The following is a 25,925-nucleotide window of genomic DNA, read 5'->3' on the forward strand; positions in this document are numbered from 1 at the left end:
TGCCATAAAGACCAGAACACAGCCTGATACCGGGATGCAATTTATGAACCTCTACAATGGAAGCATCCGATCTGCCTTGCTTCCATTTCTCTTGTGTCTGCTGTTCAACCTTCTGGCGATAGGCAGCCTTGCTGTTTATCAACGAGCGGCGCTGTTGTCCGAACTTCAAGCTGCCAGCTTTACGTTACATCGTGAGGCTTCCCAACGTGCCGACCAACACGATGCCCATCTGACGGCGCTTTCAACGATCGCTCAATCCAAAGCGCGAACGGCTGATGTTTCGCAGGATGACGTTTTCCTCGAAGTGGCGGCAACGATCACTCGTTTCTATCCGCGCATCGATGAAATTCAACTGGTGCCGATGAACCCGGCTGAGCCGGTGACCGGCACAAGAAAGCTGGAACCGGAACTGGCTGATGCCATACGTGTGGCCGCTCGTTCATCGCGAGGCGTCCCCGAGCTTCTGGCACCTGCTGCGCGACCCGGGCATTACATGATCGTAAAACGCAGCCCGAATACGGACACCCCGCACGACGGTCTGACACTCTCGATCAATGCGAGCAGTCTCATCAGTTCTGACGATGCATTCTGGAGCCGGGATGGCGTTGCGCAGCGTATCCTCATGCCAGATGGGAAGGTTTTGTTCAGTAGCGCGGGCACATTTGGTGAAGCGCATTTTTCCAAGAAACTGGGCAGTGCAACGCAACCGCTTCTCTTCCAGACAGCCCTTGCCATGGGCTGGACTGATCTTTTGCCGTTTGACCAGCTTATTCCGATCCTCGTTCTTACGAACCTGCTGTTCTTTGGTGGATTGGTCATCGTTCGCCAGACACAACGCACGCGCCATGCGGAACGTCGTGCAGAACTGAGTAGCCTCGAAGCCCGATTGGCACACGCCTCACGCGTCAACACGATGGGCGAAATGGCAAGCGGCATGGCACATGAGTTGACGCAGCCCCTGACGGCCCTTCTGGCGGGGGCTCAGGCGGGGCGCCGCTTGTTGAGCCGCAACAATATGACGGCGCTGGCCGGAGCGCTGGACGATATGGTGGATCAGGCGCGTCGGGCATCCGCCATTCTGGATCGGCTACGCAATTGGTCTCGTCCGCAGCGCCGGCAGACGAAACATGCTGATCTGCGCCTTTCACTTCAGAACGTGCAGACACTGCTCGCCTCGGAGGCTGTACGACAAGGCGTCAAAGTTGAACTCTCGATACCCGAGACACCTTTGTTGGCTGCGTTTGACCCGGTGGAAATGGAACAGGTGATGTTCAATCTTCTCCGCAATGCAATTGAATCCTTTCATGATAGTGATGGTGATCGATGGATCAACGCATCTCTGAAAGCTGACGGATCGCTCGCTATTCTGGAAATTGCCGATAACGGCCCCGGTGTTGCGCCAGAGTTGTTGCCGCGTCTTTTTACCCCTTTTACGACAAATCGCCCTGAAGGGACCGGTCTCGGCCTGGCACTCAGCCAGCGGCTGGTTGAACGCTTTGGTGGTGAAATTTCCTATATTCCTCAGGAGCAAGGTGCGTTGTTTCGCGTTGTGCTCCCAATCGCCGATGGCACAGGAAGTTAAGACGATGGTTCAACCGGTCTATCTTGTCGATGATGATGAAGCGGTACGAAAGTCGCTCAGCCTTCTTCTGTCAACCATAGACATCGAGGTCAGGGGGTTTGCTGATCCTTCCGCTTTTTTGGCGCAGCTGCCGCGACTGAAACCCGGATGCATGATTTTCGATATTCGCATGCCTGTCATGACGGGCCTGAAGCTTCAGGAGCTTCTGGCCGGGCAGGAAGTTGACTGGCCGGTGATCATCATCTCGGGCCACGGCGATATCGAAGCCTGTCGTCGCGCCTTTAGAAATGGCGCGGTGGATTATCTTTCCAAGCCGGTCGATGAGCAGGATTTGATCGATGCAATCCAGAAGGCTCAGCAACTGCTTGAACGCAAGCTGGGGAGCGAGGCTCTGAGAGCCGAAACGCTGGCACTGCTGGACGCGCTGACAGCGCGTGAGCGTGAGGTGCTTGATCGTATTGCACAAGGCTTCACTACCCGGCAAATTGCCGACGGTCTTGAATTGTCACCACGCACGATAGATAGCCACCGTGCGGCCATAGGAGCAAAACTGGGCACGACATCGCAAGCGGAAATGACACGCTTGTGGCTTGAAGGACAGTCACATCCGTAGAACTACCGATAAGTTCGTAAATGTTACGGATTTCACTGCTTGCTGACGGGAACTAAATGTTCCTCATCACAACTGAGGAACGACCATGATCCGTAAACTTGCAATTATCGTTTTGTCGATGGCCCCGGCTGCCGCTTTCGCTCAGACTCTTCCCACCACGCCCTATCTGCCGCTTGATCTGGCAACCAAAGCTGCACAGGCTGCACTGGATGCCTGTGTCGCCAAGGGCAATAATGTGAGCGTTGCAGTTGTGGCGCGAGACGGATCGACCAAGGTTCTGCTCAAGGCCGATCTTTCTGGTCCGCATACCGGCAACAGCGCAGAAGGAAAAGCGTTCACGTCGGCTGCTCTGGGCCGTGATTCCGGTGAAGTCGCAGAGTTTATCGCGTCGAAGCCAGCCAATAATGGCATGCGGGACATGGATTCTCGCTTCGTTATTCAGGCGGGTGGGTTGCCGATCAAGATCGGGGATGCACTGGTCGGCGGAATTGGCGTTGGCGGCGCACCATCGGGTGCAACTGATGCGGAATGCGCACTTGCTGGTCTGCAGGCTATCGAAGCAAAGTAAGAATGAACAATCGGGGCTGAACGTGGTTCAACCCCGATCATTTTCAGCGAGAATGACAAAAGGGGCGCAGTTACGCGCCCCTTTTACTAATAGTGACCCCGCCTCACGCGTGGCCCACTATAATAGTGGTGTCTGTGATGATTGCGCCAGGCGTTGTGCCTGTAATGGCGATGCGAATGCCAGCGTGGTCCACGATAATGGCGGTGATGCGAGCGCCAGTTGTTTCGCTTGTAGTGATGCCGTTTCTTCCAATGTTTCCGTGAATGATGTCCCCGATGATCCCGGACTTGTTCGACATTCGAACTCACGTCTGGTTTTGCGACGTTCAGTGTCGGCGCGGCATTGGCAGCACCTGCTCCGATCAGCATCCCGACACCGAGAACACCGGCGATCAGTCCTTTAACTAGGTTCATTCTGCGTACTCCTTTCAAGCTCGCATCCTGAAATCTGGCGCATGAACTGATGATGAACGGGAAAAAGCGGGGAAAATCCGGCTTGATGGTCATACAAGTTTTACAACCACAAACCAGTCCCCAGACTGGTAGCTTCGCGATTCAACGACTACGTATAAGGGTGGAATCGTAACCGTGAAATCGCGACGGAGAAACATGCACAGAACTGGCTTCGTCGGAACTATCCTGATGCTGTTTGCAGCCTTTCCCGCTGCTGCAAACGACGCGCAATTGGTTGCCGATATGGCTTCCGAGTGCTGGAAGTTGCCCGAGAATATTGATTATCAACGAGCGTCCGCAACTTTCGAGGTTACATATAATGCTGAGGGCGAGTTGGTACGCATCGTGACTGTCGAGTATCAACCAGTTAGACGAGCGGGTCGCGAATTCGCAATCAGCGCACAGCAGGCGCTGAATGAGTGCGCGAACAGAACTCCGGTTAAGTCGCGGACGATCCGGGTGGTAATGCGATATACGGCACCCGCCTCAGATGGGCCATTGATCATGAAGAGGCCCCTCCGGTAGCCAATGTCTATCTCTTATGGGCCAGTACCAAGTGCCGCTCGACTGAATAATTCATACAGACGGTTGCCAAAAAAACATAATTGCTGAACAAGGGTTGGAACTAAGCGCTCAATGTCGAGAATGGAACACAGCTTGAAACGCATTAAAATTGGCTTGGTCTGGCTCTTTTTGGCAGGCATTTCGTCAGCGCATGCTCTTGAAGTCAGTTCTCCGGCCATTTTGAAGCCGTCGCCGGAGCAAATGCAAGCCGCCAATCTAACGGCAGAGTTTCTCACGCGTTTTCATTATCGGCCCATTCCTCTGGATGATGCGCTGTCGGTCCGGATCATGAACCGGTTTATCGACTCGCTGGACCCGGATCGGCTCATCTTTCTGCAGGCGGATGTCGACAAGTTCCTGACCGGCAGCAAGGAAATCGATGATGCCATCGAACGCCAGGATTTGACTGTTCCGTTTTCCATCTTCAACACCTACCAGATGCGCATCATCGAGCGCATGACCTTTGCGCGCAGCCTGCTCAAGCAGGGGTTCGATTTCAGCAAGCAGGAAGATTTCTCTATCGTGCGCGACAAGGAGCCCTGGCCGCGATCAAGTGAGGAGAGCAATGATCTGTGGCGCAAACGCGTCAAGAACGACTGGCTGCGTTTGAAGCTTGCCGGCAAGGATGATGCGACGATTCGCAAAACCCTCGACAAGCGCTATGAAAACTCCATCGAGCGCACGTTTAAATACAACAGCAACGACGCTTTCCAATCATTCATGGCTGCCTATACGACGTCGGTCGATCCGCATACCGATTACTTCGGTGCCAAGGCTTCAGCCGAATTCGATATTTCAATGAAGCTGTCTCTGGTCGGTATCGGCGCGGTGCTCCAGGAAAGAGACGACTATACGACGATCCGTGAACTGGTTGCGGGTGGTCCGGCACAGTCATCGGGCAAGCTTGCCGTGGGCGACCGTATTGTTGGCGTTGGACAGGGCAAGGAAGGTCCTATCAAGGAAGTGATCGGCATGCGTCTCGATGAGGTCGTGCAGATGATCCGTGGTGACAAGGGTTCGGTTGTGCGGCTCGATATCCTGCCCGTCGATGCTGGCCCCGACGGCAAGCACCATGTCATCTCTCTAGTCCGCGACAAGATCAGTCTCGACAAGCAGGCCGCCCAGAAGAAGATCCTTTCGGTGAAAGACGGAGACGCCTCCCGCAAGATTGGAGTGATCACTCTGCCTGCGTTTTACGAAGACATTGAAGCGCGGCGCAAGGGCGACAAGAATTACAGGAGTGCCAGCCGCGACGTTGCCAAGCTCATTGCTGAGTTGAAGCAAGACAAGGTTGATGGTGTGCTGGTCGACCTGCGCAACAACGGCGGCGGTTCGCTCAGCGAAGCGATCGATCTAACAGGATTGTTTGTTGGAAAAGGACCGGTCGTCCAGCAGCGCAATGCAAGCGGCGAAGTCAAGGTGGAAAGCGATACTCTTTCGGCACCTGCCTGGAAGGGCCCGCTGGGCGTACTCATCAATCGCGGTTCAGCTTCGGCTTCCGAGATTTTTGCTGCGGCGATACAGGATTATGGTCGTGGTGTGGTTATCGGCGAACCAAGTTTCGGCAAGGGAACGGTGCAGACCGTGGTCAATCTTGACGAAGTGGCCAATAACCCCAAACCCGAATATGGCGAGCTTAAATTTACAGTCGCGCAGTTCTTCCGAGTTGACGGTGGTACGACCCAATTGCGTGGTGTAACACCCGATATCAGTCTACCGGGGCTTTTCGATCTCAAGCTTGTCGGTGAATCAAGCTTCGACAATGCGTTGCCGTGGTCGCAGGTGAAGGCTGCGAAGTTCAAGCGATCGGACAATATAAAGACGCTGTTGCCTCGGCTGCAGAACCTGCATGATGAGCGCGTGCAGAAATCCCCGGAGTTTCAGGACTTTTTGCAAGACGTTGCAACGCTGAAAGAGCAGCGCGAGAAAAAGTCCATATCCCTCAACGAAACTGAACGTCGCAACGAGATGGCCGCTCAGGAAAAGCGGATCAAGGCACGCGGGAAGGTCAACGACGGTATTGATACCGGGATGGATGACGGTCTGCAATCGAATGAGCGAAGCTTGAGTGCTGATCTGGCGATTGAGAAAAACCGCAAGAGCGCGACAGATGTCCTGCAGAACGAGGCTGCGGCGATTGTGGGCGATCTGGTTGATCTGCGATAGGGCTTTGGTTCAAGCCAGTGCGGGAGAGAACTCGCAACGGGAGGTGCTGGCGCCGCCCGCTGCGCTGTTGCTAAACTTAGGGATTATCGGATTTCAGAAGATAACCCGCACTAAACCCGTTAGATCGCGTGAACGGTCAGGTTTCACGGTCCGCGCTTATTTGCGCAGCTCGGCTTCGATCTGATCGAGAACCTGATCCTTGCCAATGCCGGTCAGGAAGGGGAGGCCCTTTATGACGGGCTTGGTCACAGAAGCCGAAATAGGCGTAGTGGAAACGATGAAATCCACATTGTCAGCCAGAGAAGCAACTTCAGTTGCTTTTGCCTGCTGAGCGTTGAAGGTAAGCCCACGCTTTTTCATTTCTTCGGTGACGGTTGCATTCACTGCCGTAGATGTCGCTACACCTGTACCGCAAGCGAAGAGAATTGTTTTCATTTTAGCCATGGTTTCCTCCAATTGGTGCTTGTGTGTTCAGGGCGCTAGAGCATTCCCTGTTTTTCTTGAATCATTGGAAATGCTCTATTTCTTTGTTTTTCGCATTATCCGACGCAAAACCGCTTCGCACTTTTGCTGGAAATGCTCTAGCCTTTATTGCAAGGCAGTTTGAACGTCCTCAAGCGTGCGTGCGGCCTTCAGCCTGTCGAGTGCATCAGCATCCTGAATGGTTGCCATGATCTGCTGTAAGGTCTCAATCTGTTTGTCCTTGTCGTTGATAGCAAGCAGAAACACATATCCAACCGGGACAGCTTCTTCCGGGTCTTCCATATTGGCGAACTGGATGGGCGATTTCAGCGTCGCGAATGCAATACCAGCCTTGATCACATGTTCAGGATCGGTGTGAGGGACTGCGACGTTATCATCGCGCTCTAGTGGCAATCCGGTAGGCATGGACAATTCGCGGCTAACGACGGCATCAGCATAGCTTGGCTTGACGTAGCCAAGTTTCTCCAGCTTGCCCGCCAATATCCGGATAATCTCTTCGTTGGTTTTTGCGTCGCTCTGAAGCTCGATCGCTTGTGGGTCGAGAAAATCAATCAGACCAGCAGCCATTCCATTCTCCATTCAAAGAAGGTCGCACGCCGATCTCGACGTGCGACTTGTATTTCATGCAGCGATCATTGCCGCGCTCAGGCTGCAATTTCGTCTGCAGGTTCGTCCTCAGCACCCGCAGCGCGTTCCCATGCCTGCGTATTGCGACGATAGAGCATGAAAAGTGCTGCAATAACCACGGCGATTACCGCGATACCAATAGCACCGAGCCACTGGATGGCCGAGATGATGACGTAAGGCACCCACAGGAATCCATCGACCACCGAAGTAATCTGCAAGGCGTTCTCAGGCAGCTTGAAGCCCGATGAAACAGCAGCGCTGGTGAACAATGGTGCGAGCGCATTGGCGACATAGAAGCCGATGGCCAGTGTGATGGTTCCGACGACGACCATGCGGAACACGTTCCCTTTCAGAAGCGGTGCCGTCATGGCGACGATGAACGGAATGACGGCAAGATCGGCGAACAGGATCACGCGGTTGCCCGGCAGGATGACCGACAGAATGATCGCAATCGGCACAAGAATGAGTGACGACGAGATTGCAGCCGGGTGTCCAATCAGGATTGCCGAGTCGAGACCGACGAGAAGTTCGCGGTCGCCCGTGCGCTTGCGCACAAATTCCTGTGCAGCGTCAGAAACCGGCAGCAGGCCTTCCATCAGGATTTTCACCATGCGCGGCAGAAGCAGCATGACTGCTGCAAGCGTCATGCCGGTGCCGAGAACCTTGGCGAGGATCGTGCCGAAGTCGCCTGCATTATAAAATGCGATAGTACCAAGAACGAGACCTATGATCAGCCCCATCACGACCGGCTCACCGAAAACCCCAAAGCGACGTTCGATGGTTTCGGTGTTGATGTTGATCTTGTTGATGCCGGGGATGCGATCCATGATCCAGTTGAGCACGATGGCAATTGGCAGGATCTGCGCCGAGGCCAGATGCGGCACGGACACACCGGGTACGCCATAGAACTGCTGAACAGCGCGTGCGGACCAGTCTGCAAACAACAGCGACAGTGCTGCAACCAGTGCTGCAATGATGATGCCATAAGCGAGGTTATCGGTTGCAGCGACAACCAGCGAGCCTACGAAAGCAAAGTGCCAGAAATTCCATACGTCCACATTGAGCGTGCGCGTCCAGCGCATCAGCAGGAGGACGATGTTGACCAGAATACCAACTGGAATAACCCACAAGCCCACGGATGAACCAAAGGCGATGGCTGCAGCCGATGGCCAGCCCACATCAACGATGTCGCGTTTGATGCCTGTATTGGTGACGATTGCCTGAGCCACTTCACCGATAGAGGTGAACATAAGGCCAAGGACCAGGTTGATACCGATGAAAGCGACGCCAATTGTTATGGCTGCACGGAAGGCTTTGCCGACCTTCGCCCCAAGTACCACTGCAATAATGAAAATCACGATAGGCAACAGGACTGTCGCCCCAAGCGTATCGACTGCCGTTTTAAGTCCGCTCAGAAATGCGTCCATTTATCTCTCCTCCCCCTCGGAGCACGTCCCAAAGTGCACCGAACTAACAGAACATCATTATTAGCTCGCACGTATCGACGTTTCAAAATGTGAATTGGGCGAAACGGCAGAACATTTGTATTCTATAGCAAACTAAAGTTGAATAACAAGATGGCATTTCGGGAGGTGTAAACGCTGCGAGAAATGAACACTGGTATTGACTTAGAAACAAATGTTCATTAATCGATAATGCATCAGAGGAGACTGCGAGAATTTTGCAGGGACGTTCAGGAGGAAACGATGGCAACCAATGTGGCGTTGACAGGTTTGGCGCGTGACATGCAGGCGCGGGCGGATAGTGGGCGCCCAATTCGCATCGGACTGATTGGCTCCGGCGAAATGGGCACCGATATCGTCACGCGCGTTGCACATATGCCGGGTATTGAGGTTGGTGCCATCTCCGAATTGCGCGTTCCAAATGCACTCAAGGCAGTGGATATTGCTTTTCAGGAAGAAGGCCATGGCCGCGAGGTCTCGACAGCTTCCGACCTGACTGCTGCTATGGAAGCGCACAAGGTTGCTGTAACCGACAATGCCAATCTGATCCTCGAAAATGATCTTATCGATGTCGTGATCGATGCAACCGGTGTTCCAGCTGTGGGGGCCGAAATCGGCCTGCGCGCTATGGAGCATGGCAAGCATCTTGTCATGATGAATGTCGAAGCGGACGTCACCATCGGTGCATATCTGAAAGCCGAAGCCGAGCGCCTTGGCGTGACCTATTCGCTGGGCGCAGGCGATGAGCCGTCATCCTGTATGGAGCTGATCGAGTTTGTGACTGCCATGGGTCATCCGATTGTGGCGGCGGGCAAGGGCAAGAACAATCCGCTCAATATCGACGCCATTCCAGATGAATATATGGAAGAAGCCACGCGCCGTAACATGAATGTACGCATGTTGGTGGAATTCGTTGACGGTTCAAAGACCATGGTTGAAATGGCGGCTATTGCCAATGCCACAGGTCTCGTCCCCGATAAGGCCGGTATGCACGGCCCTGCTGCAACGCTCGACCAGCTCAATAAGACGCTGATCCCTGAAAAGGATGGCGGCGTGCTGTCGAAGGTCGGTGTGGTCGATTATTCCATCGGCAAGGGTGTTGCGCCGGGCGTATTTGTTGTCGCCGACATGTCGCATCCGCGTATTTCCGAGCGCATGGAAGATCTGAAAATGGGCAAGGGTCCATATTTCACGTTCCATCGTCCGTATCACCTGACTTCCCTTGAAGTGCCGCTCACCTGCGCCCGCGTTGTGCTCTATGGCAAGCCGGACATGGTTCCGCTTTCAAAGCCGGTCGCCGAAGTGGCAGCCGTTGCAAAGAAGGACATGCAGCCGGGCGAAAAGCTCGATGCGATTGGCGAATATTGCTACCGCGCTTGGATCATGACTTCCGGTGAAGCAAGAAGCGCGCATGCGATCCCATGCGGGTTGTTGCAGGGTGGCAGCGTGACCAAGCCGATCAAAAAAGGCGAACTGATCACTTACGACAATGCGGCTGTAGCTCCCGGCTCCAAGATTGCCGAGCTGCGCGCACGTCAGGACAAGCTCGTTTACGGAGCGTGAGGACAAAACATCATGGTTCAAGCCAAAAAAGTCGAACCGCAGGATACGGGCGACCGTCACAATTTGCCTTATGCTTTCCGCACTTATTCGCCGGAACAGCTGAAAGAAGCACTGCATAAAATGTATCTCATCCGCCGCTTTGAAGAGGGCGCGGAAGAAAGCTACACGCGTGGCCTCATTCATGGAACGATGCATCTGTCCATCGGGCAGGAAGCAAGCGCGATGGGCTCGTGCCTGCCACTTAACGATGACGACATGATCACCTCGACCCATCGTGGTCATGGCCACTGCATCGCCAAGGGTGCAGACGTGAAGCGCATGTTTGCTGAGTTTTTCGGCAAGGAAACCGGTTATTGCAAAGGCCGTGGCGGCTCGATGCACATTGCTGACGTTTCCAAGGGCAATCTTGGTGCAAACGGCATTGTCGGCGGCGGTATCCCGATTGCGGTCGGTGCAGCTCTTTCCGCCAAGAAGCAGAAAAACGGCAAGGTGGTCGTGTCGTTCTTTGGCGATGGTGCGAACAATGAGGGTGCTTTTCACGAAGCACTCAATATGGCTTCGGTCTGGAAGCTCCCTGTCATTTTCGTGTGCGAAAACAACGGTTACGGGATGTCTACTTCGACCAAGCGTTCGACGGCGGTTGCCAATGTCGCTGATCGTGCATCGGCCTATAACATGCCGGGCGTGATCGTGGATGGCAACAATCTGTCGGAAGTGGCAGAGGCCGTGAATGAAGCCACCGAACGCGCACGGCGCGGCGATGGGCCTACGCTCATTGAAAACAAGACCTACCGCATTCGTGGTCATTCCAAGAGCGATCGCAACCGCTATCGCACCAAGGAAGAAATCGAGCACTGGCAGAACGATCGCGATCCAATCGCGCATTTTGAGGCCGACTTGAAAGCCTATGGCTTCATCAACGATGCCGAGATCGAGGCGATCCGTACCGAGGTGGAGAAGGAGATCGCTGAGGCGATTGAGTTCGCCAAGAACAGCCCTGCACCCGATCTGACCAACCTGACCCGCGACGTTTACACGGATGATATTTGAACATGGACACAGCAATCCGTGAGTTGAGCTATTCGCAAGCCATTCAGGAAGCAATGGCGATTGCCATGGAACGCGACGACCGCGTGTTCCTGATGGGTGAAGATATTGGCGTCTATGGCGGCGCATTTCAGGTGACAGGGGATCTGGTGCATCGCTTTGGCGAGGACCGTGTCATGGACACCCCGATTTCAGAACTGGGCGGCGCGGGTGTCGCTGTCGGCGCAGCACTGACCGGTATGCGTCCGATTTTTGAATTTCAGTTCTCCGACTTTGCAGCACTTGCTATGGAGCAGATCGTCAATCAGGCTGCCAAAATCCGCTATATGCTTGGCGGCGCGGTTTCTGTGCCACTGGTCATGCGCTTCCCGGCTGGCTCGGGAACAGGTGCTGCAGCGCAGCACAGCCAGAGCCTTGAAGCATGGCTTGGTCATGTTCCCGGTCTCAAAGTTTTGCAGCCGTCGACACCTTATGACGCCAAAGGCATGTTGCTTGCAGCCGTTGAAGATCCAGACCCCGTCATGATCTTTGAACACAAGCTGCTTTATAAGATGAAAGGTCCGGTTCCTGAAGGCTTCTACACCGTGCCGATCGGCAAGGCAGAAGTGGTTCGTGAAGGCCGTGATCTGACCATCGTTGCAACCGCAATCATGGTGCACAAAGCACTTGATGCGGCTGCCGAACTTGCCAAGGAAGGTATTGATGTTGAAGTGATCGATCTGCGCACCGTGCGTCCGATTGATCATGAAACCATCATTAAAAGCGTCAAGAAGACGTCCAAGCTCCTCTGCGTTTATGAAGCTGTAAAGACGCTTGGCATCGGTGCTGAAATCTCCGCAATCGTCGCGGAAAGTGATGCCTTTGACTATCTTGATGCGCCAATCGTGCGTCTTGGCGGGGCAGAAACTCCAATTCCTTACAATCCTGATCTTGAACGTGCAACGGTTCCGCAGGTGCCTGATATCCTGAAAAGTGCGCGTGATCTGGCTAAAGGAGTGCGCTGACCATGGCTGTGGAAGTCATTCTCCCCAAGGTCGATATGGATATGGAGACGGGGCAGATTTCGCGCTGGTACGCCAAGGATGGCGATACTGTCACGAAAGGCCAGCTTCTCTTTGAAATTGAGACTGATAAGGCGGCGATGGAAGTCGATGCTCCGGCATCAGGCATTATTGCGGATATCAGTGCCGCAGAAGGCGCTGTTGTCCCGGTTGGTCAGACTGTCGCCTGGATTTATGACGAAGGTGAAGAACGTAGTGCCAAGTCAGCGCCCGTCGTTGAAGAGCCAATTGCTGCTGTGCCCGTCGAAACTATCATTGAGACGGTAGCACCAAAACCGGTTGAACCAAAATCCTCCCAAGACGATAAAAATGGTTCAGCAGATGATGTGCGGGCAACACCGCTCGCACGGCGGCTCGCCCGTGAAGCAGGCATTGATCTCGCCACCATTCAGGGCTCAGGTCCGAAGGGCCGCGTGCAGAAGAAGGACGTTGAAGGCAATACCGGCATTGCGAAGCATGCAGTATCGGCTAAATCGCCTGCAATTAAAAATGCTGACCCATCCGTGCCCGGTCAGCTTAACGCAGTCTGGTTGCGTGAGGGCGAGGCCGATCGGTTGCCGATTGTGCTGATCCACGGCTTTGCCGCAGACCTCAACTCATGGCGTGGCTTGTTTGCCGGGGCGTCGCTTGGCCACCCGATACTGGCGCTTGATCTTCCGGGACACGGTAATTCACCACGTGTCGTTCCTGAAAGCATTGATGACATTGCTGCTGCAGTCGAAGCGACGCTGGCTGCTTTCGGTGTGACGTCGTGCCTGTTGGTCGGCCATTCGCTTGGCGGGGCCGTCGCCACAGTCACCGCTGCGCGTGGCGTTGTCGATGTGCGTTCCCTGTTGCTTATCTCTTCGGGTGGTTTGGGGCCGCAGGTCAACGGTGCGTTCATAAAAGGTCTTATCGGCGCGAAAAGCGAAGCCAGCATCGTTCCCTGGTTGAAGCTGCTCGTTGCCGATGAGAGCCATCTGACAAAGCCATTCATCAATGCAACCGTTGCTCAGGCTTCCGACGCAGAACTGCGCAATACACAGGAAGCGATTGGTGCCCGGTTCTTTGCAGATGGCACGCAGACATTTGAGGTTCGCTCAAGCACTGCCTCGCTTGCAATGCCGGTGCGGCTCATCTTCGGTGCCGAAGATCGGGTTATTCCCGTTGCCCAGGCTCATGGTTTGCCGGGGAAAGTTGGCGTCCACATTTTCGCAGGTTGTGGACATATGCCACAAATCGAAGAGCGGGCTGCGGTGCTGCAAATCCTTAAAGAGTGTGCAACGGCTGCTGCCAATTGATGTTCAACTGGTGTGATTAAAAAGAAAGCACATCGTTTTGCGGCGATGTGCTTTTTGTTGTTACTCGGACTGCGCCCTGTCCTTGAGCATCTGTGTTGCACTTTCTTCATCGGTGATGAGAACGGTGGGTTTCAGAAGTTCGATTGCACCAAGCAGAGCGGCAATTTTCTCTTTGCCGCCTGATGTAAGAATACGTTGCGGCGTCTTCTGAAGACTTTCAATTTTGGCCGACATGACGCGGTCGTGCACGGGATCATCAACGATCTTGCCGTTCTTGTCATAGAAGTGGAAAAGTACGTCGCCAACAGCGCCATTTGCAATGAGCGATAGCTTCTGTTCCTCGTCAATCAGGCCGACACGATAAGACGTGCTGCTGGCGGTTTGAATGTCGCCGACGCTGAGCAGAACCATGTCCAATTCTTCGGCCATATCCAGCACAGTATTCAATCCGCAACGTTCGATAAGAGCGATCCGTGTCTCTTTGCTATCAACCAGAGCAGGGGCGGGGATAAGATAGCCTTCACCCTGAAAAATCTGCGCAAACTGCCAGGCAAATTCCGGCGGATTGGAACGGCGTGGCTGCACGATGCCGCCGAGCAGCGAGATCACTTTCAAATCGTTGAGCGGGCGGGCACCGATGTGCTGCAGAGTGCTGGAAAGGGTGCGCCCCCAGCCGACGCCAATCGTCATGCCGTGCTGCACCTTTTCCGACAGATAAGCGCCGGTGGCAGCACTGATCGGTGGAATAGGATCAATGTCAGATGAAGAGAGCGGCGCGACAATCGCGCGTTCCAGACCAAAGGTCTTTTCAAGCTCCACTTCCAATGCGGTCAAGCTTGCCAGCTTGCCTTCGATGGTAATTTTTACTTCATTGCGAGCACGGGCATCAGCAAGAAGGCGAACGATTGTGACACGACCGACGCCAAGCGCTTCAGCAATGTCGTTCTGGGTCATTTGTTCGACGTAATACATCCACGCGGCACGCGTTCTCAACCGGCTCGTGCGGTTTTCGGCGGCAACGCCTTCCGATCCAATGATGAGGTCAGCTGTCTCCGGATTCTTTTGCGTCTTCTTGCCAGCTTTTTTCAAAATAATCCCTCAAATTATTGGCGCAATACTGCTTTATAGAAGTGATACTCTTAAAGCGAACCTATTGCTTTTCCATGTGAAGGCAAACAATAATTCATGTGCTCTGTCCAGGCTGTTCCGGTGGCGCTTCGGTTAAGGAAAATGAACATGCTACGCATTCTTTCGGAAGAAATTGCAGTCAATCTGAAAGACCGGCTGCGTGAGGTTCGATATATGATTCGCCGCAATCGTCATGAAAGTTTGCAGGGCGAACAAGCCGCTTCCCGGCCGGGTGAAATCGTGTCGCCGGAACTGTTGCTTGGACATGCTGCGAGCATGATGGACAAGGCGCTGACCACAGCTGAAACAATCTCCATTTCGTTGATTTCATCGAACCCGAATGTTCATAACAGTGCGCCGCATGTGAGAAGCCTGTCGGTTTATTTCGGCGCAGGAGCTGAAGGTGGGCGCGCGTTCCGCAAGGATATGTACTATCTCACGAAGGAAGTGCTCCGCCGCCATCAGTTGCAGAATGTGCTGATTCAGGAAGCTGTGTTTGTCACCGTGCATGCAAAAGTAATGCGCAAACATGGAGCTCTCTTGAAGAGCGCGGTTGCCGCCGAGGCGGGCGACAAAAAAGTAGCCGAAACGGCCAAGGCCATCACGGCCATGTTTTTCGAGCTTCTTGCGGAAAAGCCGGTTCGTTTTATTTCATTGGATGGCCATTGCGATCCGCAGGCTTTACGTAAATTCGAAACAATGTGTTTCGCTGCTGTTGGCCTGGCATGCGGACTGGCCACAGCGAAAGCTGGCGACCTGGAAGGAATTGACCCACTTGAGAGCGCCATTCTGGCTTTGGACGCAAGACATGAGCGTCTGATGCAGGCTGCTGAAGATCGAGATCATCCACAGCTCGAAAATCTGTTCCAGACCTTGATTGCACACCTGCCATAAAACAAAGCCCGGATACGATGATCCGGGCTTTGTTTTATAGATGCGTCGCAGATGAAGTTTAGTTTCCAAACATATCTGCGATCAGCTTTTTTGCGCGGGGAATTGAAGCCGGACTCATGCTGAGCTCGGTCAGTCCCATGCGCAGGAATTCGCCGATGAGTTCCGGCTTTCCTGCAGCTTCGCCGCACATGCCCACCATGATGCCTGCTTCGGTACCCGCCTTTGCGGTCATCTCGATTGCCGCCATGACAGCCGGGTGGCTTACGTCGTTGAGCTTCGCAACGGTTGGATTGAGCCGATCCGCAGCCATCACATACTGCGTGAGATCATTGGTGCCGATGGAGAAGAAAGCCGCTTCTTTTGCGAGTTCTCTGGCGGCAAAAACAGCCGCCGGTGTCTCAATCATAACGCCAAGGTCGAACTGGGCGAAAGCTTTACCTTCGTTTGTAAGTTCGCTGATGCATTCTGCGATCAGTCGTTTGGTTGCGCGAATTTCTCCGACATCCGAGACCATCGGCAGCATCACCTTGAGGTTACCATTGACTGCTGCGCGCAGCAATGCGCGCAACTGCGGCTTGAATACATCCAAACGATCCAGACACATGCGAATGCCGCGCCAGCCAAGGAAAGGGTTTTCTTCCTCGGGAAACTCGATGCCTGCAATGGGCTTATCGCCACCGATATCGAGCGTCCGGACAATAACCGAATGTGGTGCAAATGCTTTGAGAAGCGCCGAATAGGTTTCGGCCTGCATGTCTTCGGACGGCAGATGAATATGCTTCATGAAGAGAAGCTCAGTGCGGAAAAGACCAACCCCCATGGCGCCGGCTTCGAGCGCGACGTCGATCTCCTCAAGTGCGCCCATATTGGCGGCAACTTCGATAATATTTCCATCTGCGCGACGCGGCGTGATCGAGCGATAAGCATCCAGAGCCTGCTTTTCCTGCATTGCTTTGGAAATACGCGCTTCGATTTCGTTGCGGATAGCCAGGTCTGGATCGGCATGAACGATGCCGAACGTTCCGTCCACTGCTACGGTCTTTGCATTCTCGAGCTCATGGATTGCACTCCCCAGGCCAAGAACAGCCGGAATGCCATGCGTGCGGGCGATGATCGCAACATGCGATGTGGCGCCGCCATGTCCGCAGACAACACCTTTGATTTTTTTGAGCGGTGCACGTGCCAGATCCCAGGCGCCGATGTCTTCGGCAATAAGCACCGATCCTTCCGGCAAGCCTTCCAGATTGATATCTTCCTTGCCGAGAAGTGCAAGACAGATCTGGCGACTGACGGCATGCACATCATCTGCACGTGCATTAAGATAGTGATCGTCGAGTGCCGCAAACTGCCCGGCAACCGTGGAAGCTGCAGCAAGCATCGCCGAAATGGCATCTAAACCATCTCGAATGAGCCCAAGTGCTTCGTCGGTCAGGCTATCATCCGCAGCAATATCCTTTAATGCCGCAATGATGCCTCTGTCAGCGTCAGCGAGGTTGCCGCTGGAGAGCGAAGCATCCATGCGTTGCTGTACCGTCGCGATAGCCGACTTAAAATGGGCAATCTCGGTGTCTATTTCAGATGCTGCAAGCTTCCGGCCCAACGGCTTGATTTCTTCAGGAAAAAACGGAAACGCAGTACCCAATGAGATGCCTTCGCTCGCACCAATGCCTTTTATCTGACCCGTGGGCAGCTTTATCGAAATCGCAGGCTGAGTAGCGGCTGGCGGCGTGGTTTCTGCTTGAGGGGTAGCAGTGGGTGCAGCGGCCTCTTCAAGACCAGCTTGCGGGTTTTCCAGATAGCCAATCAAAGCTTCGATGGCTTCAATGGCATCGGCACCATCGGCACGAACGGTCACTTCATCAAGCTCTTTCACACCAAGCAGCATCAGCTTGACGGAGCTTTTGGCACTTACGCTTTTTCCGGCCTTGGCGATTTCGATGTCACTTTCAAAACCTTTGGCCAGTTTAACGAAGCGGGTGGCGGGGCGCGCATGCAGCCCTTCATGCACCCGGACGATAGTCGAGCGTTCCATTTATATAAGCCTCAAAGCAACATCTGAAACATTCCAACATTTTAAATGTCGAAACTTGTTCCAATTATCTGTTTTAACACGTAATTCCAAATCCAATGATGGCCAGATTCAGCCGCCAATGGTGATAATCTGCCCTTCTTTGAGAGCAGCGACAAGCTCTTCGCCGACGATTTCAGTAGCGCAAATTTCGCCTGGACGATCTGTCGATTGTGCGCCCGTAAACGAAATAACGACGTGGCCGATTTCGCGTACTTTTTGCCAGGCGCTATCACCGACAGCAGTGATTTCTGCGTTGAGCGAGCCGATGGTGATGCGGGCTCCGACAGCAGGTGCGGCCGCTTCCGGGCCTTCTTCCACGACATGCATTACGGAAACTTCAGCGAGTTCAGGTGGCGACCCATCTGCAAAAAGAATGAGAACGCCGCCTTCAGCGAGATCCGCAACTTCCGGGCCGATCGCGGTGATCCGCGTTTTCAGATGTATCGACATAGAGGCGGTCCTTTCTTGGTATGGTCTTCGATGCCCGGAAATAGTGATCAGGGGACATCGACATTGCAGATGTTTGGGAGATTGCCTGCCGCCGCTTTTGCTGCGACAGGCTGAACGTCTTAAAGCACTGCGAGGCTGACAACCCATGCGATCAGGACCGAAAGTGGCCCCATGATCTGACGGCTGATCAGAACTGCCGGAACACCAATTTCGATTGTCTTGGGTTTCGCCTCACCGAGCGCGAGACCAACCGGCACGAAGTCACAACCGACCTGCGTGTTGTAGGCAAAGAGCGCAGGCAGGGCCATGGCCGGAGCGATTGTGCCGTTGGCGATCTGCGGTCCTATGATCGCCACGCCGACGACCTGCGCGATAACCGCGCCCGGTCCGAGGATTGGGGACAGGAACGGCAAGCCGCAGATGGCGGAAAGGACGAGCAAGCCGACAATATTATTGGCTAGCGGTCCAAGCGGCTGGGCAAGAATATCGCCAATGCCTGTATAGAGGATCAGACCGATCAGCATGGTCACGAATGCCATGAATGGCAAAACGTTACGGATAACCTGATCGATTGTGCGGCGCCCCGCCTGGAAGAAGATACCAACCACACGGCCCATGACACGACCGATACTGCTGATCAGTCCGACCAAGCCGCCTTCGCTCGGCTGTTCTACCGGTGCAGGCTCTTCTTCAACTGCGGCAACTGCAGGGGCAGCGGCGGTCGAGCCGTCAGCAGAAACGATGTCTTCCGGCTTCACACCTGACACGTAAATGTCCTCGGTGATGAACTGCGCCAGTGGCCCGGATTGTCCAACCGGTGTGATGTTTACCGTTGGAATGCGCTTGCGCGGATAGACGCCGCAGCGGGCAGTGCCGCCACAATCGACAACCACGACTGCCATTTCGCTTTCAATTGGTGGTGAGCGGAAGCCATCAACGGCCTCTGCTCCGGTCAATTCGGCAATCCGGCGTGCAAGCGGATGAATGCCGCCGCCAGTGACCGAAACCACCTTGTTGCGTTGCTCTGTCGGCTGAATGACAAGCGGACCGCCCCAGCCATTTGAGCCGCGGGAAATTTTAACTGCCTTATAGGTCTTTACCATGTCGTCCTCCCCAATTCCCGCTTAAAGCTCAATGCCTTGACGCCGCGCCATGATGGCGGTGATGCGTTCTGTGAGCATGCCTTTAAGGAGGATCACGACGAGACCAACGATGGCGTACCAGATGGCGACGTTGATGTGATAACCCGTTGGAACTGCGCCCTTCTTCTCAAGTTCGAGAAGTGCAACGAGCACGCCGCCCCAGACAAAGTATTCGCCCGGATTGATATGCGGGAAGAGACCCAGTGGCGGATGAACATAGGAAACAGCCGCGTCATAGAAGGCGGGCTTGTATTTTTCGTCCAGAAACGACCCGAATGTGTAGGCCATCGGGTTGGTCAGGAAGAACACCGAAAGAACCGGCAGAACCGTATAGCGGGTAAGCGCGATACGTCCGGCGCTGCGGGCAATGCCGTGGACGCGCTTTTCACCGACCAGTTCGGTTACGGCATAGAAGGCGGTCATCAGCACGACGAGCGTCGGAATAATACCCGTTACAAACCCGGCAAAAACTTCGCCGCCCTTCTGGAAGACGCCAATGAAATGCTTGCCGATTGAAGCAAGCCAGCCCAGCTGTTCTTCTTGCTGGACGTTCTGAAGGCGTTCCTTGAACTGATCAACGGTAATTCCGCCGCTGCCGACATCGGCTGGCGCGGTGGTTGTTGCTTGCGCAAGCTGCAGAAGATCATTTCCCGCGTGCTCTGCAGCATGTTTGCCATGCAGGGCCGCATCGGAAATCATGCTGCCGGCCATATGTATAGATTGCATTGTTACGTCGGCATGTTGTGCCAACATCGTCACTATCGACATTGCTCCTCCTCGATTGCTTGTTTCAGGCAAGCAACTCCTATGCTCCCACTGCCTTCAGACCTTCGAGTTCGATCCCATCGGATTGATCTCTTATGCGACCGATCTGCTCTATCGCCTGCTTGGCAGCAGCCACCACTTCAGGCGTTCCTTCTCCAATTGCGGGATTGTCCTGCAACTCGCTGAGGCGCATGCCCTCAAAGCCTTCGCGGCGGCTGAATTTTGCAAAAACTGTTCGTCCGCTCATTTGCAGGAAGCGTCGCACCACCAAATTGCGGTCTACGACGAGCAAAACAATAACGCCTCTGCCGAAGCGGCCTCGCACATGACCCGCGCCGACAAAGCCGTCAGAATATTTCGAGGTGATGCCTTTCATCACATCGGAATAGTGACGCATCTGAAACCAGACGCCCAGAGACTGAAAGCCCCAAAGCAAGGCGAGCGCCAGCAAAGCCCATTGCCAGATAGCCATTTTGTTCTCCTCCCACGAAGGACGAATAGGATATTTTCCGAGTTCGTCCTTCAGTAAATAGAGAACATTTGTCTTCTTGAATGTCAATATGTATAATTTTGTCAGCAAATGAAGACGAATGACGACTGACATTGCAATCGGTTTCGCATAATGTCGTTTGTAAACGGGAGGCCGCTCGCAACATGGATTTGCTACTCAGAGAACAAATGGCATCGATGCCAGATTTGCGTCATCGACTGCGCCAGCTGCGTTGGTTCAGGGCGACGTTCCGTAAACATGCGAGCTTACTGCATGAGCTTTATGGCGTCGAATATGAGATTGATGAAAAGAAGCTCACAGAAGCCTTCCTGAACTGGGTGGAGCTCGTTAATCAGAACAAGCGTTTCGCCAAGGTGGATCGTAAGGATTTCATCACCTTTGCTGCGGGCCTTGTGTTGCGAGAGCTGATCCGCTTGTCACCTGCGAAGGTCGTTTCGCCGCCAAAGCACGCTGCAGACGATGCCGCGCGTCTTTACGAAATCGTCAGCTTCTGGCCAGAAGGTTTTCTCTACACAAACTACTGTATCTGCGCGATTGCTGCTGTGCAGGAGCAGGAATTCGGTACTGTTCCGGATATCGATCAGTGTGCTGATGAGCTGCGGACATGGTGGTCTTACAAGGAAAACGTCTCGGAAATGCCGGGTTATGCGATAGCATTTCTTGATAAGTTTCTTGGTAGCGAGCCGAACTGGGTCATGCCGGATCTGGCGTCGGCGCGTGCAGCGGTGAAGCGTGCTTTGGGGGCTGATAATCCGGTCACGAAGATCCAAAATAATTAGTGGCCGCTTTGTTCCAGTGCGGAAAGTGCTTATTCCACTCGGAATATCTGCGTTTAACCAGCACCGGAGCCGGGCATTTCAAAGGCTCATATTCCACCATACCAGTCATAGCCATAGTCCTCCCAGTAACCACCTTTCCCACCTTGAATGGCCGCAAAGCTTGAGACAAGCTCAATCGACTTGATGTATTTGCTCATCTTGTATCCGAGTTGTCTCTCTACGCGCAGACGAAGCGGAGCTCCGTTTTCTACCGGCAGGACACGATCATTGAGACCATATGCCAAAATAGTCTGCGGATGACGGGCGTCGATGAGATCTATGCTGCCGTAAAATGACGCTGCTCCTTTCGCGCCGTCTACCCTATCGAAGCAGTGGAAGACGACAAAGCGCGCGGATGGCGTGGGGCGTGTCACATCGAGAATCTGGCTCAAGGGGACGCCTGTCCATTTGGCGATTGTACTCCAGCCTTCCACGCAGTCGTGGCGGGTGATCTGGGTGCGCCCTGGCATGTTGCGCAGTTGCTCCAGCGAAAAACTTGTCGGTTTTTCCACGAGACCTGTTACCTGCAAAACATAGTCTGAGAAATCGGCTGCGCGAAGTGCTTCATATTCTTCCGTCGCAGGATTGGTTTCACCATTCGGTTTTTGACCCTGACGCAGCTCGCTTTCCCCATACTCCCTTGCAAGTGCATTATGTCCCTGCAGTTGCCGTTGAATGAGGTAGGTCAGATCGTTCGCCTTTTCGAGGACTTGCCGCGTAGCGCTTTCGTTGTTGCCGACAAAATCGAAAGCATCACAACCGCTCAACATAATGGAAGAGGCTGCGGCTCCGGAAAAAGTTAGGAACTGTCGTCTGGAAAGATTCAGCTTGCTCATGGGTGCCTGTCCTCGTCTTTTTTCGGAAGATCGGCGCGATACCAACCGGAAATCATCGATCGCATTTCGTTGAACGGACCTGCCGCAAGCACCATCACGATATGAATGACGACGAATGCGCAAAGCAGGAAAACGGCTACAAAATGAAGAGTGCGGGCTGTCTGGCGTCCGCCGAGCCATTCCGTCAGCGGCAGTACGGCATCCATGCCGGGAGACATGGCCAGCCCCGTAATTATAACCATCGGGAAAAGGCCGAAAAATACCATGCAATAGGTCAGTTTCTGCATAGGATTGTATGTTTTCCCATGCTGGAAACGAAATTTTAGATGGTTGAGAAAATCGCCGGGCAGGCTCTTTATTTCCAATGCAGATGGCAGTAGCTCGTTCTTCAGATGCCTGTTCAGAACACTGCCGATCAACCATAGCATGAGCGTGCCCACCAGAACCCAGGCGAAGAAGAAGTGAACCACACGTCCGGTTGCCAGATCGCGATAGGACGGAATGGTCAACGCTGGGGGAAATGCCTGATAGTCGGGAGCGCCTGTGGCTCCCGATACGCCGAGAAAACCGGTTGTCTGGAAGCTTTTGCCCAAGATATCGACACGACCTTCAGGGCCGCTTTCGCCCTCGACGGCATAAATTGCCAGAATGGCATTATCATAGTCGAAACCGGATTCGTTGCCGAGATAGAGTGTGGGGTGCGCATTGAATATCTGCAGCCCGGACAGCAGCAGAAAGAAGAGGCTTGCAGCCCAAATCCAGTGTGTGAGACGCGTCAGCAGACGCTGGCGATAGACGAGCTGTTTCATGATGTTGCGCTCCGGTAATTTGCCCGCCAATCGTGAGGGAAGACTGGCGGGCCAGAACAATTACTGTGGCTTCTTCATGGAGTCGGACTGCATTGCGTCCTGTTTCATGGCATCGCTCTTCATCGCTTTGTCGTCATGTTTCTTCATTTTCTTTTTTGTATCGCTATGCATGGCGTCACCTTTCATGGCGTCATGCTTGCCCATGGAATCCTTCTTCATAGTGTCAGACTTCATGGTGTCGGTTTTCATCGCGTCTTGCGCGAAAGAAACCGGCGTGAAAGATATAGCGGCAAGCAGGGCGAGCGCCGGAAGGACGATGATGTTCTGTTTGATGGTCATGACGATACTCCTGTTCATCTGGGCGCCAGCGGCGCGTAACGGGAGGAGTTTCGACAGGCAGAGGCAAATGGTTACACCGATCACGGCGATGTGATCACCTCATTGGAAGATGTAACCTTTTCCGCTTCTTTCACGAATATGCCGGTGATTGGGAGTTGTAACCTGACCTATTCGAACGAAGAGAGGTTGAAAAAACTGATGATATTGGCGCTCGACGGAGACAAGGCAGCCTATCGGACCTTGCTTGAGGATCTGTCGCGCCGACTGAAACCTTATTTTCTGCGGCGTCTTTTCGGCGATAAATCGCAAGCGGAGGACCTTATTCAGGAGACTTTGCTGGCGATCCATACCCGACGCATAACCTATGATCGGGGCATGGCGTTTCTACCCTGGGTGAATGGAATTGCACATCACAAGCTTGTCGATCATCTACGCCGTCACGGGCGTGAGACTGCTACACCTCTGGAAGAGGATGTTCCCGTGTCCGATGATGCTGAAGCCGCCGATGCGCGCATGGATGTGGACCGGATGTTGAGCGGTGTTTCCGAACGCACGGCAGGTTTGATCCGCAAAGTAAAAATCGAGGGACAATCCATAGATGAAGCCGCACGTGACACCGGCTTGAGCCAGAGCGCGGTCAAAGTCGCCATCCACCGCGGTCTTGCAACAATAGCGCAAAGATTTGGAGGCAAAGGGCATGACCGATGATCTGATCGACAAGCTGACAGCAGATGTCAAACCGGTTGGCCCTCACGCAATGCGCCAGCTTTTCTTGCGCTATGCGACGGGAGGCATTGTAGGCGGGCTTGCGATTATGCTGGTTTTCCTTGGCGTGCGTCACGATTTGTTGTTGGCGATGACGACGACAGCCTATTGGATGAAATTCGGCTACGCAGTCCTGCTTTTATTGATACTGATCCCCGCATTATTCACCTTGTCGCGGCCCGTTCGCACGGGATTGCACTGGTTGCCGCTGGCCATACTTCTGGCTTGTCTTGCAGGCGCTGCATCAATCCAGCTGCTGAACGCCGAGCCCGGACAAGCAGAGGTGTTGATATGGGGGCGGACGGCGTTGGTCTGTCCATGGTTGATTGTTCTCATCGCTCTTCCCATGCTCGGGTTTCTGCTTACTGCCATGCGGCGGCTTGCTCCGGCCGATCCTGCTCTGACCGGTCTTGTCGCCGGTATCGTTGCTGGCGCCGTAGGAGTTCTTATCTATTCACTACACTGTCCGGAATCCGGAATGCCGTTTATTGCAATCTGGTATACGCTCGGCATCGCAATCATGGGTTTTTTGGGCATGATTGGCGGGCGCGTTTTACTCAAATGGTAAGACCTGAAAGCGGACAGCTTCTATCCTGGTTTGAACCAGTAACAGACCTCTCACTGGCGAGTTAACTGCTAGCCCCGGACGAGTGGGCTTTGATCTTGGTTGAAACACGGCTTTGCCGTGCGCTCTGCATAACGGTGGCAGAACCTCGTCGTCTTCAAAGCAAACATGGTGAATTAAACTCACTGGGCAATAACGGTCAAAAACATTTTGGATTCTCCCCAGAATGCGTTAGCGTCTTCGCAGTTCCGTGGGAGGACCTTATGAAATGCAGTGGGGGAAGTAATCTGCAAAAACTTCCCGCTTAGTCGTGGTGTCTGCACCATGGCAAAATCTATTGGAGTGAGGAGGAAATATGCAAATCTTTAATCGGAAAACGACTGTTTCTCTGGCTACCGCATTGGGGCTTGTGTTCGGTGCTGCTCAAGCGAAAGCCGAGGAGTTTGTAAATATTCTGACCGGTGGCACCAGTGGCGTCTACTACCCGCTCGGCGTCGCTATGGAAAAAATCTATTCGAGCATTCCTGATGTGCGTCCCTCGGTTCAGGCGACGAAAGCATCCATTGAGAATATCAATCTCATCAACAGCGGCCGGGGTGAAGTGGCGTTCACGCTGGGCGATTCCCTGCGCGATGCCTATGAAGGCAATGAAGCAGCCGGTTTTAAAAAGAAGCTCACCAATCTGAGCACGCTTGCGGCAATCTATCCGAATTATGTGCAGATCGTCGCCTCCAAGGAATCCGGCATCAAGACATTGGCTGATCTCAAAGGAAAGCGTTTGTCCGTCGGTGCACCGAAATCGGGAACCGAACTCAATGCGCGCACCATTCTGGGGGCTGCCGGACTTTCCTATGATGATCTCGGCAAGATCGAATATCTGCCCTTCGCGGAATCCGTCGAGCTGATGAAGAACCGCCAATTGGATGCAACCTTGCAATCTTCCGGACTTGGCGTCGCCTCGCTGCGCGATCTTGCCAATTCCGTGGACATCAATGTGGTTGAGGTTCCGGCAGACGTTATCGAGAAAATCGGCGCGCCGTATCAGGTCAACACGATCCCGGCGAATACCTATAGCGGGCAGGACAAGGATGTCGTGACAGCTTCCGTGATCAACTATCTGATCGTTCGCCCCGATATGGATGAAGAACTGGTTTACCAGATGACCAAGGGGCTATTCGAAAATCTCGACCAGCTAACTGCCGCCCATTCTTCCGCAAAGGCAATCAAGCTCGATAAAAGCACCATCGTGTCACCTGTTCCGGTTCATCCCGGTGCTCTGCGTTACTACAAGGAAAAAGGCATCGAATAGGCTGGCAGCAATCCTGCGCGGCGGTTGGTACCCGGGTGACAATCCCGGGTTCCT

Annotated in this window: 26 protein-coding genes; 13 read left to right on the forward strand and 13 right to left on the reverse strand. The window is 53.9% G+C overall.

Translation table 11 applies throughout. The features are described 5' to 3' along the window. The first annotated feature begins 43 nt into the window (after positions 1-43). The 3 genes from AC1RHM_RS10565 (at position 44) to AC1RHM_RS10575 (ending at position 2,763) form a co-directional block, all read left to right on the forward strand. Entirely contained in the window at positions 44-1,582 is a 1,539-nt protein-coding gene (locus tag AC1RHM_RS10565; protein ID WP_010659307.1) for a sensor histidine kinase, read from the forward strand. A 4-nt stretch (positions 1,583-1,586) separates the two neighbouring features. Then, complete coding sequence (locus AC1RHM_RS10570; RefSeq protein ID WP_010659306.1) at positions 1,587-2,195, forward strand: response regulator transcription factor; 609 nt, start codon at positions 1,587-1,589, stop codon at positions 2,193-2,195. 85 nt (positions 2,196-2,280) lie between these two features. Continuing rightward, complete coding sequence (locus tag AC1RHM_RS10575) at positions 2,281-2,763, forward strand: GlcG/HbpS family heme-binding protein (RefSeq protein WP_010659305.1); 483 nt, start codon at positions 2,281-2,283, stop codon at positions 2,761-2,763. Between the two features lie 103 nt (positions 2,764-2,866). On the opposite strand, the gene AC1RHM_RS10580 is transcribed toward AC1RHM_RS10575, so the two are convergent. Next, the gene (locus tag AC1RHM_RS10580) at positions 2,867-3,061 is read right to left on the reverse strand and encodes a hypothetical protein (RefSeq protein WP_010659304.1); all 195 of its coding nucleotides are present in this window, start codon (positions 3,059-3,061) and stop codon (positions 2,867-2,869) included. A 799-nt stretch (positions 3,062-3,860) separates the two neighbouring features. On the opposite strand from AC1RHM_RS10580, the gene AC1RHM_RS10585 reads away from it, so the two are divergent. Further along, positions 3,861-5,945, forward strand: a complete 2,085-nt coding sequence (locus AC1RHM_RS10585; protein ID WP_492332566.1) for a carboxy terminal-processing peptidase — start codon at positions 3,861-3,863, stop codon at positions 5,943-5,945. 156 nt (positions 5,946-6,101) lie between these two features. Here AC1RHM_RS10585 and AC1RHM_RS10590 read toward each other — a convergent pair whose 3' ends face one another. The 3 genes from AC1RHM_RS10590 to AC1RHM_RS10600 form a co-directional block, all read right to left on the reverse strand. Then, positions 6,102-6,389: a PTS sugar transporter subunit IIB gene (locus tag AC1RHM_RS10590; RefSeq protein WP_010659301.1), complete on the reverse strand. Its 288-nt coding sequence runs from the start codon at positions 6,387-6,389 to the stop codon at positions 6,102-6,104. 144 nt (positions 6,390-6,533) lie between these two features. Further along, the gene (locus AC1RHM_RS10595) at positions 6,534-6,995 is read right to left on the reverse strand and encodes a PTS sugar transporter subunit IIA (RefSeq protein WP_010659300.1); all 462 of its coding nucleotides are present in this window, start codon (positions 6,993-6,995) and stop codon (positions 6,534-6,536) included. Between the two features lie 77 nt (positions 6,996-7,072). Beyond that, entirely contained in the window at positions 7,073-8,482 is a 1,410-nt protein-coding gene (locus tag AC1RHM_RS10600) for a PTS galactitol transporter subunit IIC (protein WP_010659299.1), read from the reverse strand. Between the two features lie 279 nt (positions 8,483-8,761). Here AC1RHM_RS10600 and AC1RHM_RS10605 point away from each other — a divergent pair, with 279 nt between their 5' ends. Genes AC1RHM_RS10605 through AC1RHM_RS10620 form a run of 4 tightly spaced genes read left to right on the forward strand, consistent with a single transcriptional unit; the run spans position 8,762 to position 13,469 of the window. After that, the gene (locus AC1RHM_RS10605; protein WP_010659298.1) at positions 8,762-10,081 is read left to right on the forward strand and encodes an NAD(P)H-dependent oxidoreductase; all 1,320 of its coding nucleotides are present in this window, start codon (positions 8,762-8,764) and stop codon (positions 10,079-10,081) included. Positions 10,082-10,093: 12 nt separating this feature from the next. After that, complete coding sequence (locus tag AC1RHM_RS10610) at positions 10,094-11,131, forward strand: thiamine pyrophosphate-dependent dehydrogenase E1 component subunit alpha (protein ID WP_010659297.1); 1,038 nt, start codon at positions 10,094-10,096, stop codon at positions 11,129-11,131. A 2-nt stretch (positions 11,132-11,133) separates the two neighbouring features. Further along, positions 11,134-12,132: an alpha-ketoacid dehydrogenase subunit beta gene (locus AC1RHM_RS10615; protein WP_010659296.1), complete on the forward strand. Its 999-nt coding sequence runs from the start codon at positions 11,134-11,136 to the stop codon at positions 12,130-12,132. Positions 12,133-12,134: 2 nt separating this feature from the next. Further along, positions 12,135-13,469: an acetoin dehydrogenase dihydrolipoyllysine-residue acetyltransferase subunit gene (locus AC1RHM_RS10620; RefSeq protein ID WP_010659295.1), complete on the forward strand. Its 1,335-nt coding sequence runs from the start codon at positions 12,135-12,137 to the stop codon at positions 13,467-13,469. A 60-nt stretch (positions 13,470-13,529) separates the two neighbouring features. On the opposite strand, the gene AC1RHM_RS10625 is transcribed toward AC1RHM_RS10620, so the two are convergent. Next, on the reverse strand, positions 13,530-14,558 hold the full coding sequence (locus AC1RHM_RS10625) for a sugar-binding transcriptional regulator (RefSeq protein WP_010659294.1): 1,029 nt from the start codon (positions 14,556-14,558) through the stop codon (positions 13,530-13,532). 147 nt (positions 14,559-14,705) lie between these two features. Here AC1RHM_RS10625 and AC1RHM_RS10630 point away from each other — a divergent pair, with 147 nt between their 5' ends. After that, on the forward strand, positions 14,706-15,491 hold the full coding sequence (locus AC1RHM_RS10630; protein WP_010659293.1) for a hypothetical protein: 786 nt from the start codon (positions 14,706-14,708) through the stop codon (positions 15,489-15,491). A 58-nt stretch (positions 15,492-15,549) separates the two neighbouring features. Here the strand turns inward: AC1RHM_RS10630 and ptsP are convergent, their stop codons facing one another. The 5 genes from ptsP to AC1RHM_RS10655 all read right to left on the reverse strand — a co-directional run bounded on the left by ptsP (position 15,550) and on the right by AC1RHM_RS10655 (position 20,391). Then, complete coding sequence (ptsP, locus tag AC1RHM_RS10635; RefSeq protein ID WP_105529170.1) at positions 15,550-17,523, reverse strand: phosphoenolpyruvate--protein phosphotransferase; 1,974 nt, start codon at positions 17,521-17,523, stop codon at positions 15,550-15,552. Between the two features lie 108 nt (positions 17,524-17,631). Next, positions 17,632-18,012, reverse strand: a complete 381-nt coding sequence (locus AC1RHM_RS10640) for a PTS glucitol/sorbitol transporter subunit IIA (protein ID WP_010659291.1) — start codon at positions 18,010-18,012, stop codon at positions 17,632-17,634. A 119-nt stretch (positions 18,013-18,131) separates the two neighbouring features. Next, complete coding sequence (srlE, locus tag AC1RHM_RS10645) at positions 18,132-19,115, reverse strand: PTS glucitol/sorbitol transporter subunit IIB (protein WP_010659290.1); 984 nt, start codon at positions 19,113-19,115, stop codon at positions 18,132-18,134. A 21-nt stretch (positions 19,116-19,136) separates the two neighbouring features. Then, complete coding sequence (srlA, locus tag AC1RHM_RS10650) at positions 19,137-19,922, reverse strand: PTS glucitol/sorbitol transporter subunit IIC (protein ID WP_029376020.1); 786 nt, start codon at positions 19,920-19,922, stop codon at positions 19,137-19,139. A gap of 37 nt (positions 19,923-19,959) precedes the next feature. Beyond that, positions 19,960-20,391, reverse strand: coding sequence for a transcriptional regulator GutM (locus tag AC1RHM_RS10655; protein WP_029376019.1), 432 nt, complete (start codon positions 20,389-20,391; stop codon positions 19,960-19,962). A 182-nt stretch (positions 20,392-20,573) separates the two neighbouring features. On the opposite strand from AC1RHM_RS10655, the gene AC1RHM_RS10660 reads away from it, so the two are divergent. Then, the gene (locus AC1RHM_RS10660; protein ID WP_029376018.1) at positions 20,574-21,209 is read left to right on the forward strand and encodes a hypothetical protein; all 636 of its coding nucleotides are present in this window, start codon (positions 20,574-20,576) and stop codon (positions 21,207-21,209) included. A gap of 86 nt (positions 21,210-21,295) precedes the next feature. Here AC1RHM_RS10660 and AC1RHM_RS10665 read toward each other — a convergent pair whose 3' ends face one another. From AC1RHM_RS10665 to AC1RHM_RS10675, 3 genes are read right to left on the reverse strand one after another with little or no spacing between them, the layout of a single operon-like run. Next, the gene (locus AC1RHM_RS10665) at positions 21,296-22,084 is read right to left on the reverse strand and encodes a molybdopterin-dependent oxidoreductase (protein WP_010659286.1); all 789 of its coding nucleotides are present in this window, start codon (positions 22,082-22,084) and stop codon (positions 21,296-21,298) included. Further along, a complete protein-coding gene (locus AC1RHM_RS10670; RefSeq protein ID WP_010659285.1) occupies positions 22,081-22,893 on the reverse strand; it encodes a cytochrome b/b6 domain-containing protein in 813 nt (270 codons plus the stop codon). Before AC1RHM_RS10670 ends, AC1RHM_RS10665 begins: the two co-directional genes overlap by 4 nt. 60 nt (positions 22,894-22,953) lie before the next feature. Continuing rightward, positions 22,954-23,232, reverse strand: coding sequence for a pentapeptide MXKDX repeat protein (locus tag AC1RHM_RS10675; RefSeq protein WP_029926454.1), 279 nt, complete (start codon positions 23,230-23,232; stop codon positions 22,954-22,956). Positions 23,233-23,430: 198 nt separating this feature from the next. Between AC1RHM_RS10675 and AC1RHM_RS10680 the strand changes: the two genes are divergently transcribed. The 3 genes from AC1RHM_RS10680 to AC1RHM_RS10690 all read left to right on the forward strand — a co-directional run bounded on the left by AC1RHM_RS10680 (position 23,431) and on the right by AC1RHM_RS10690 (position 25,871). Further along, positions 23,431-23,940, forward strand: coding sequence for a sigma-70 family RNA polymerase sigma factor (locus AC1RHM_RS10680; protein WP_029376017.1), 510 nt, complete (start codon positions 23,431-23,433; stop codon positions 23,938-23,940). Continuing rightward, complete coding sequence (locus AC1RHM_RS10685) at positions 23,930-24,565, forward strand: NrsF family protein (RefSeq protein ID WP_010659282.1); 636 nt, start codon at positions 23,930-23,932, stop codon at positions 24,563-24,565. The genes AC1RHM_RS10680 and AC1RHM_RS10685 overlap by 11 nt, the downstream gene beginning before the upstream one ends. Positions 24,566-24,917: 352 nt before the next feature. Further along, a complete protein-coding gene (locus AC1RHM_RS10690) occupies positions 24,918-25,871 on the forward strand; it encodes a TAXI family TRAP transporter solute-binding subunit (RefSeq protein WP_010659281.1) in 954 nt (317 codons plus the stop codon). The last annotated feature ends 54 nt before the right edge of the window (positions 25,872-25,925 follow it).

The organism is Brucella sp. GW823-FHT04E01, from assembly GCF_058796175.1.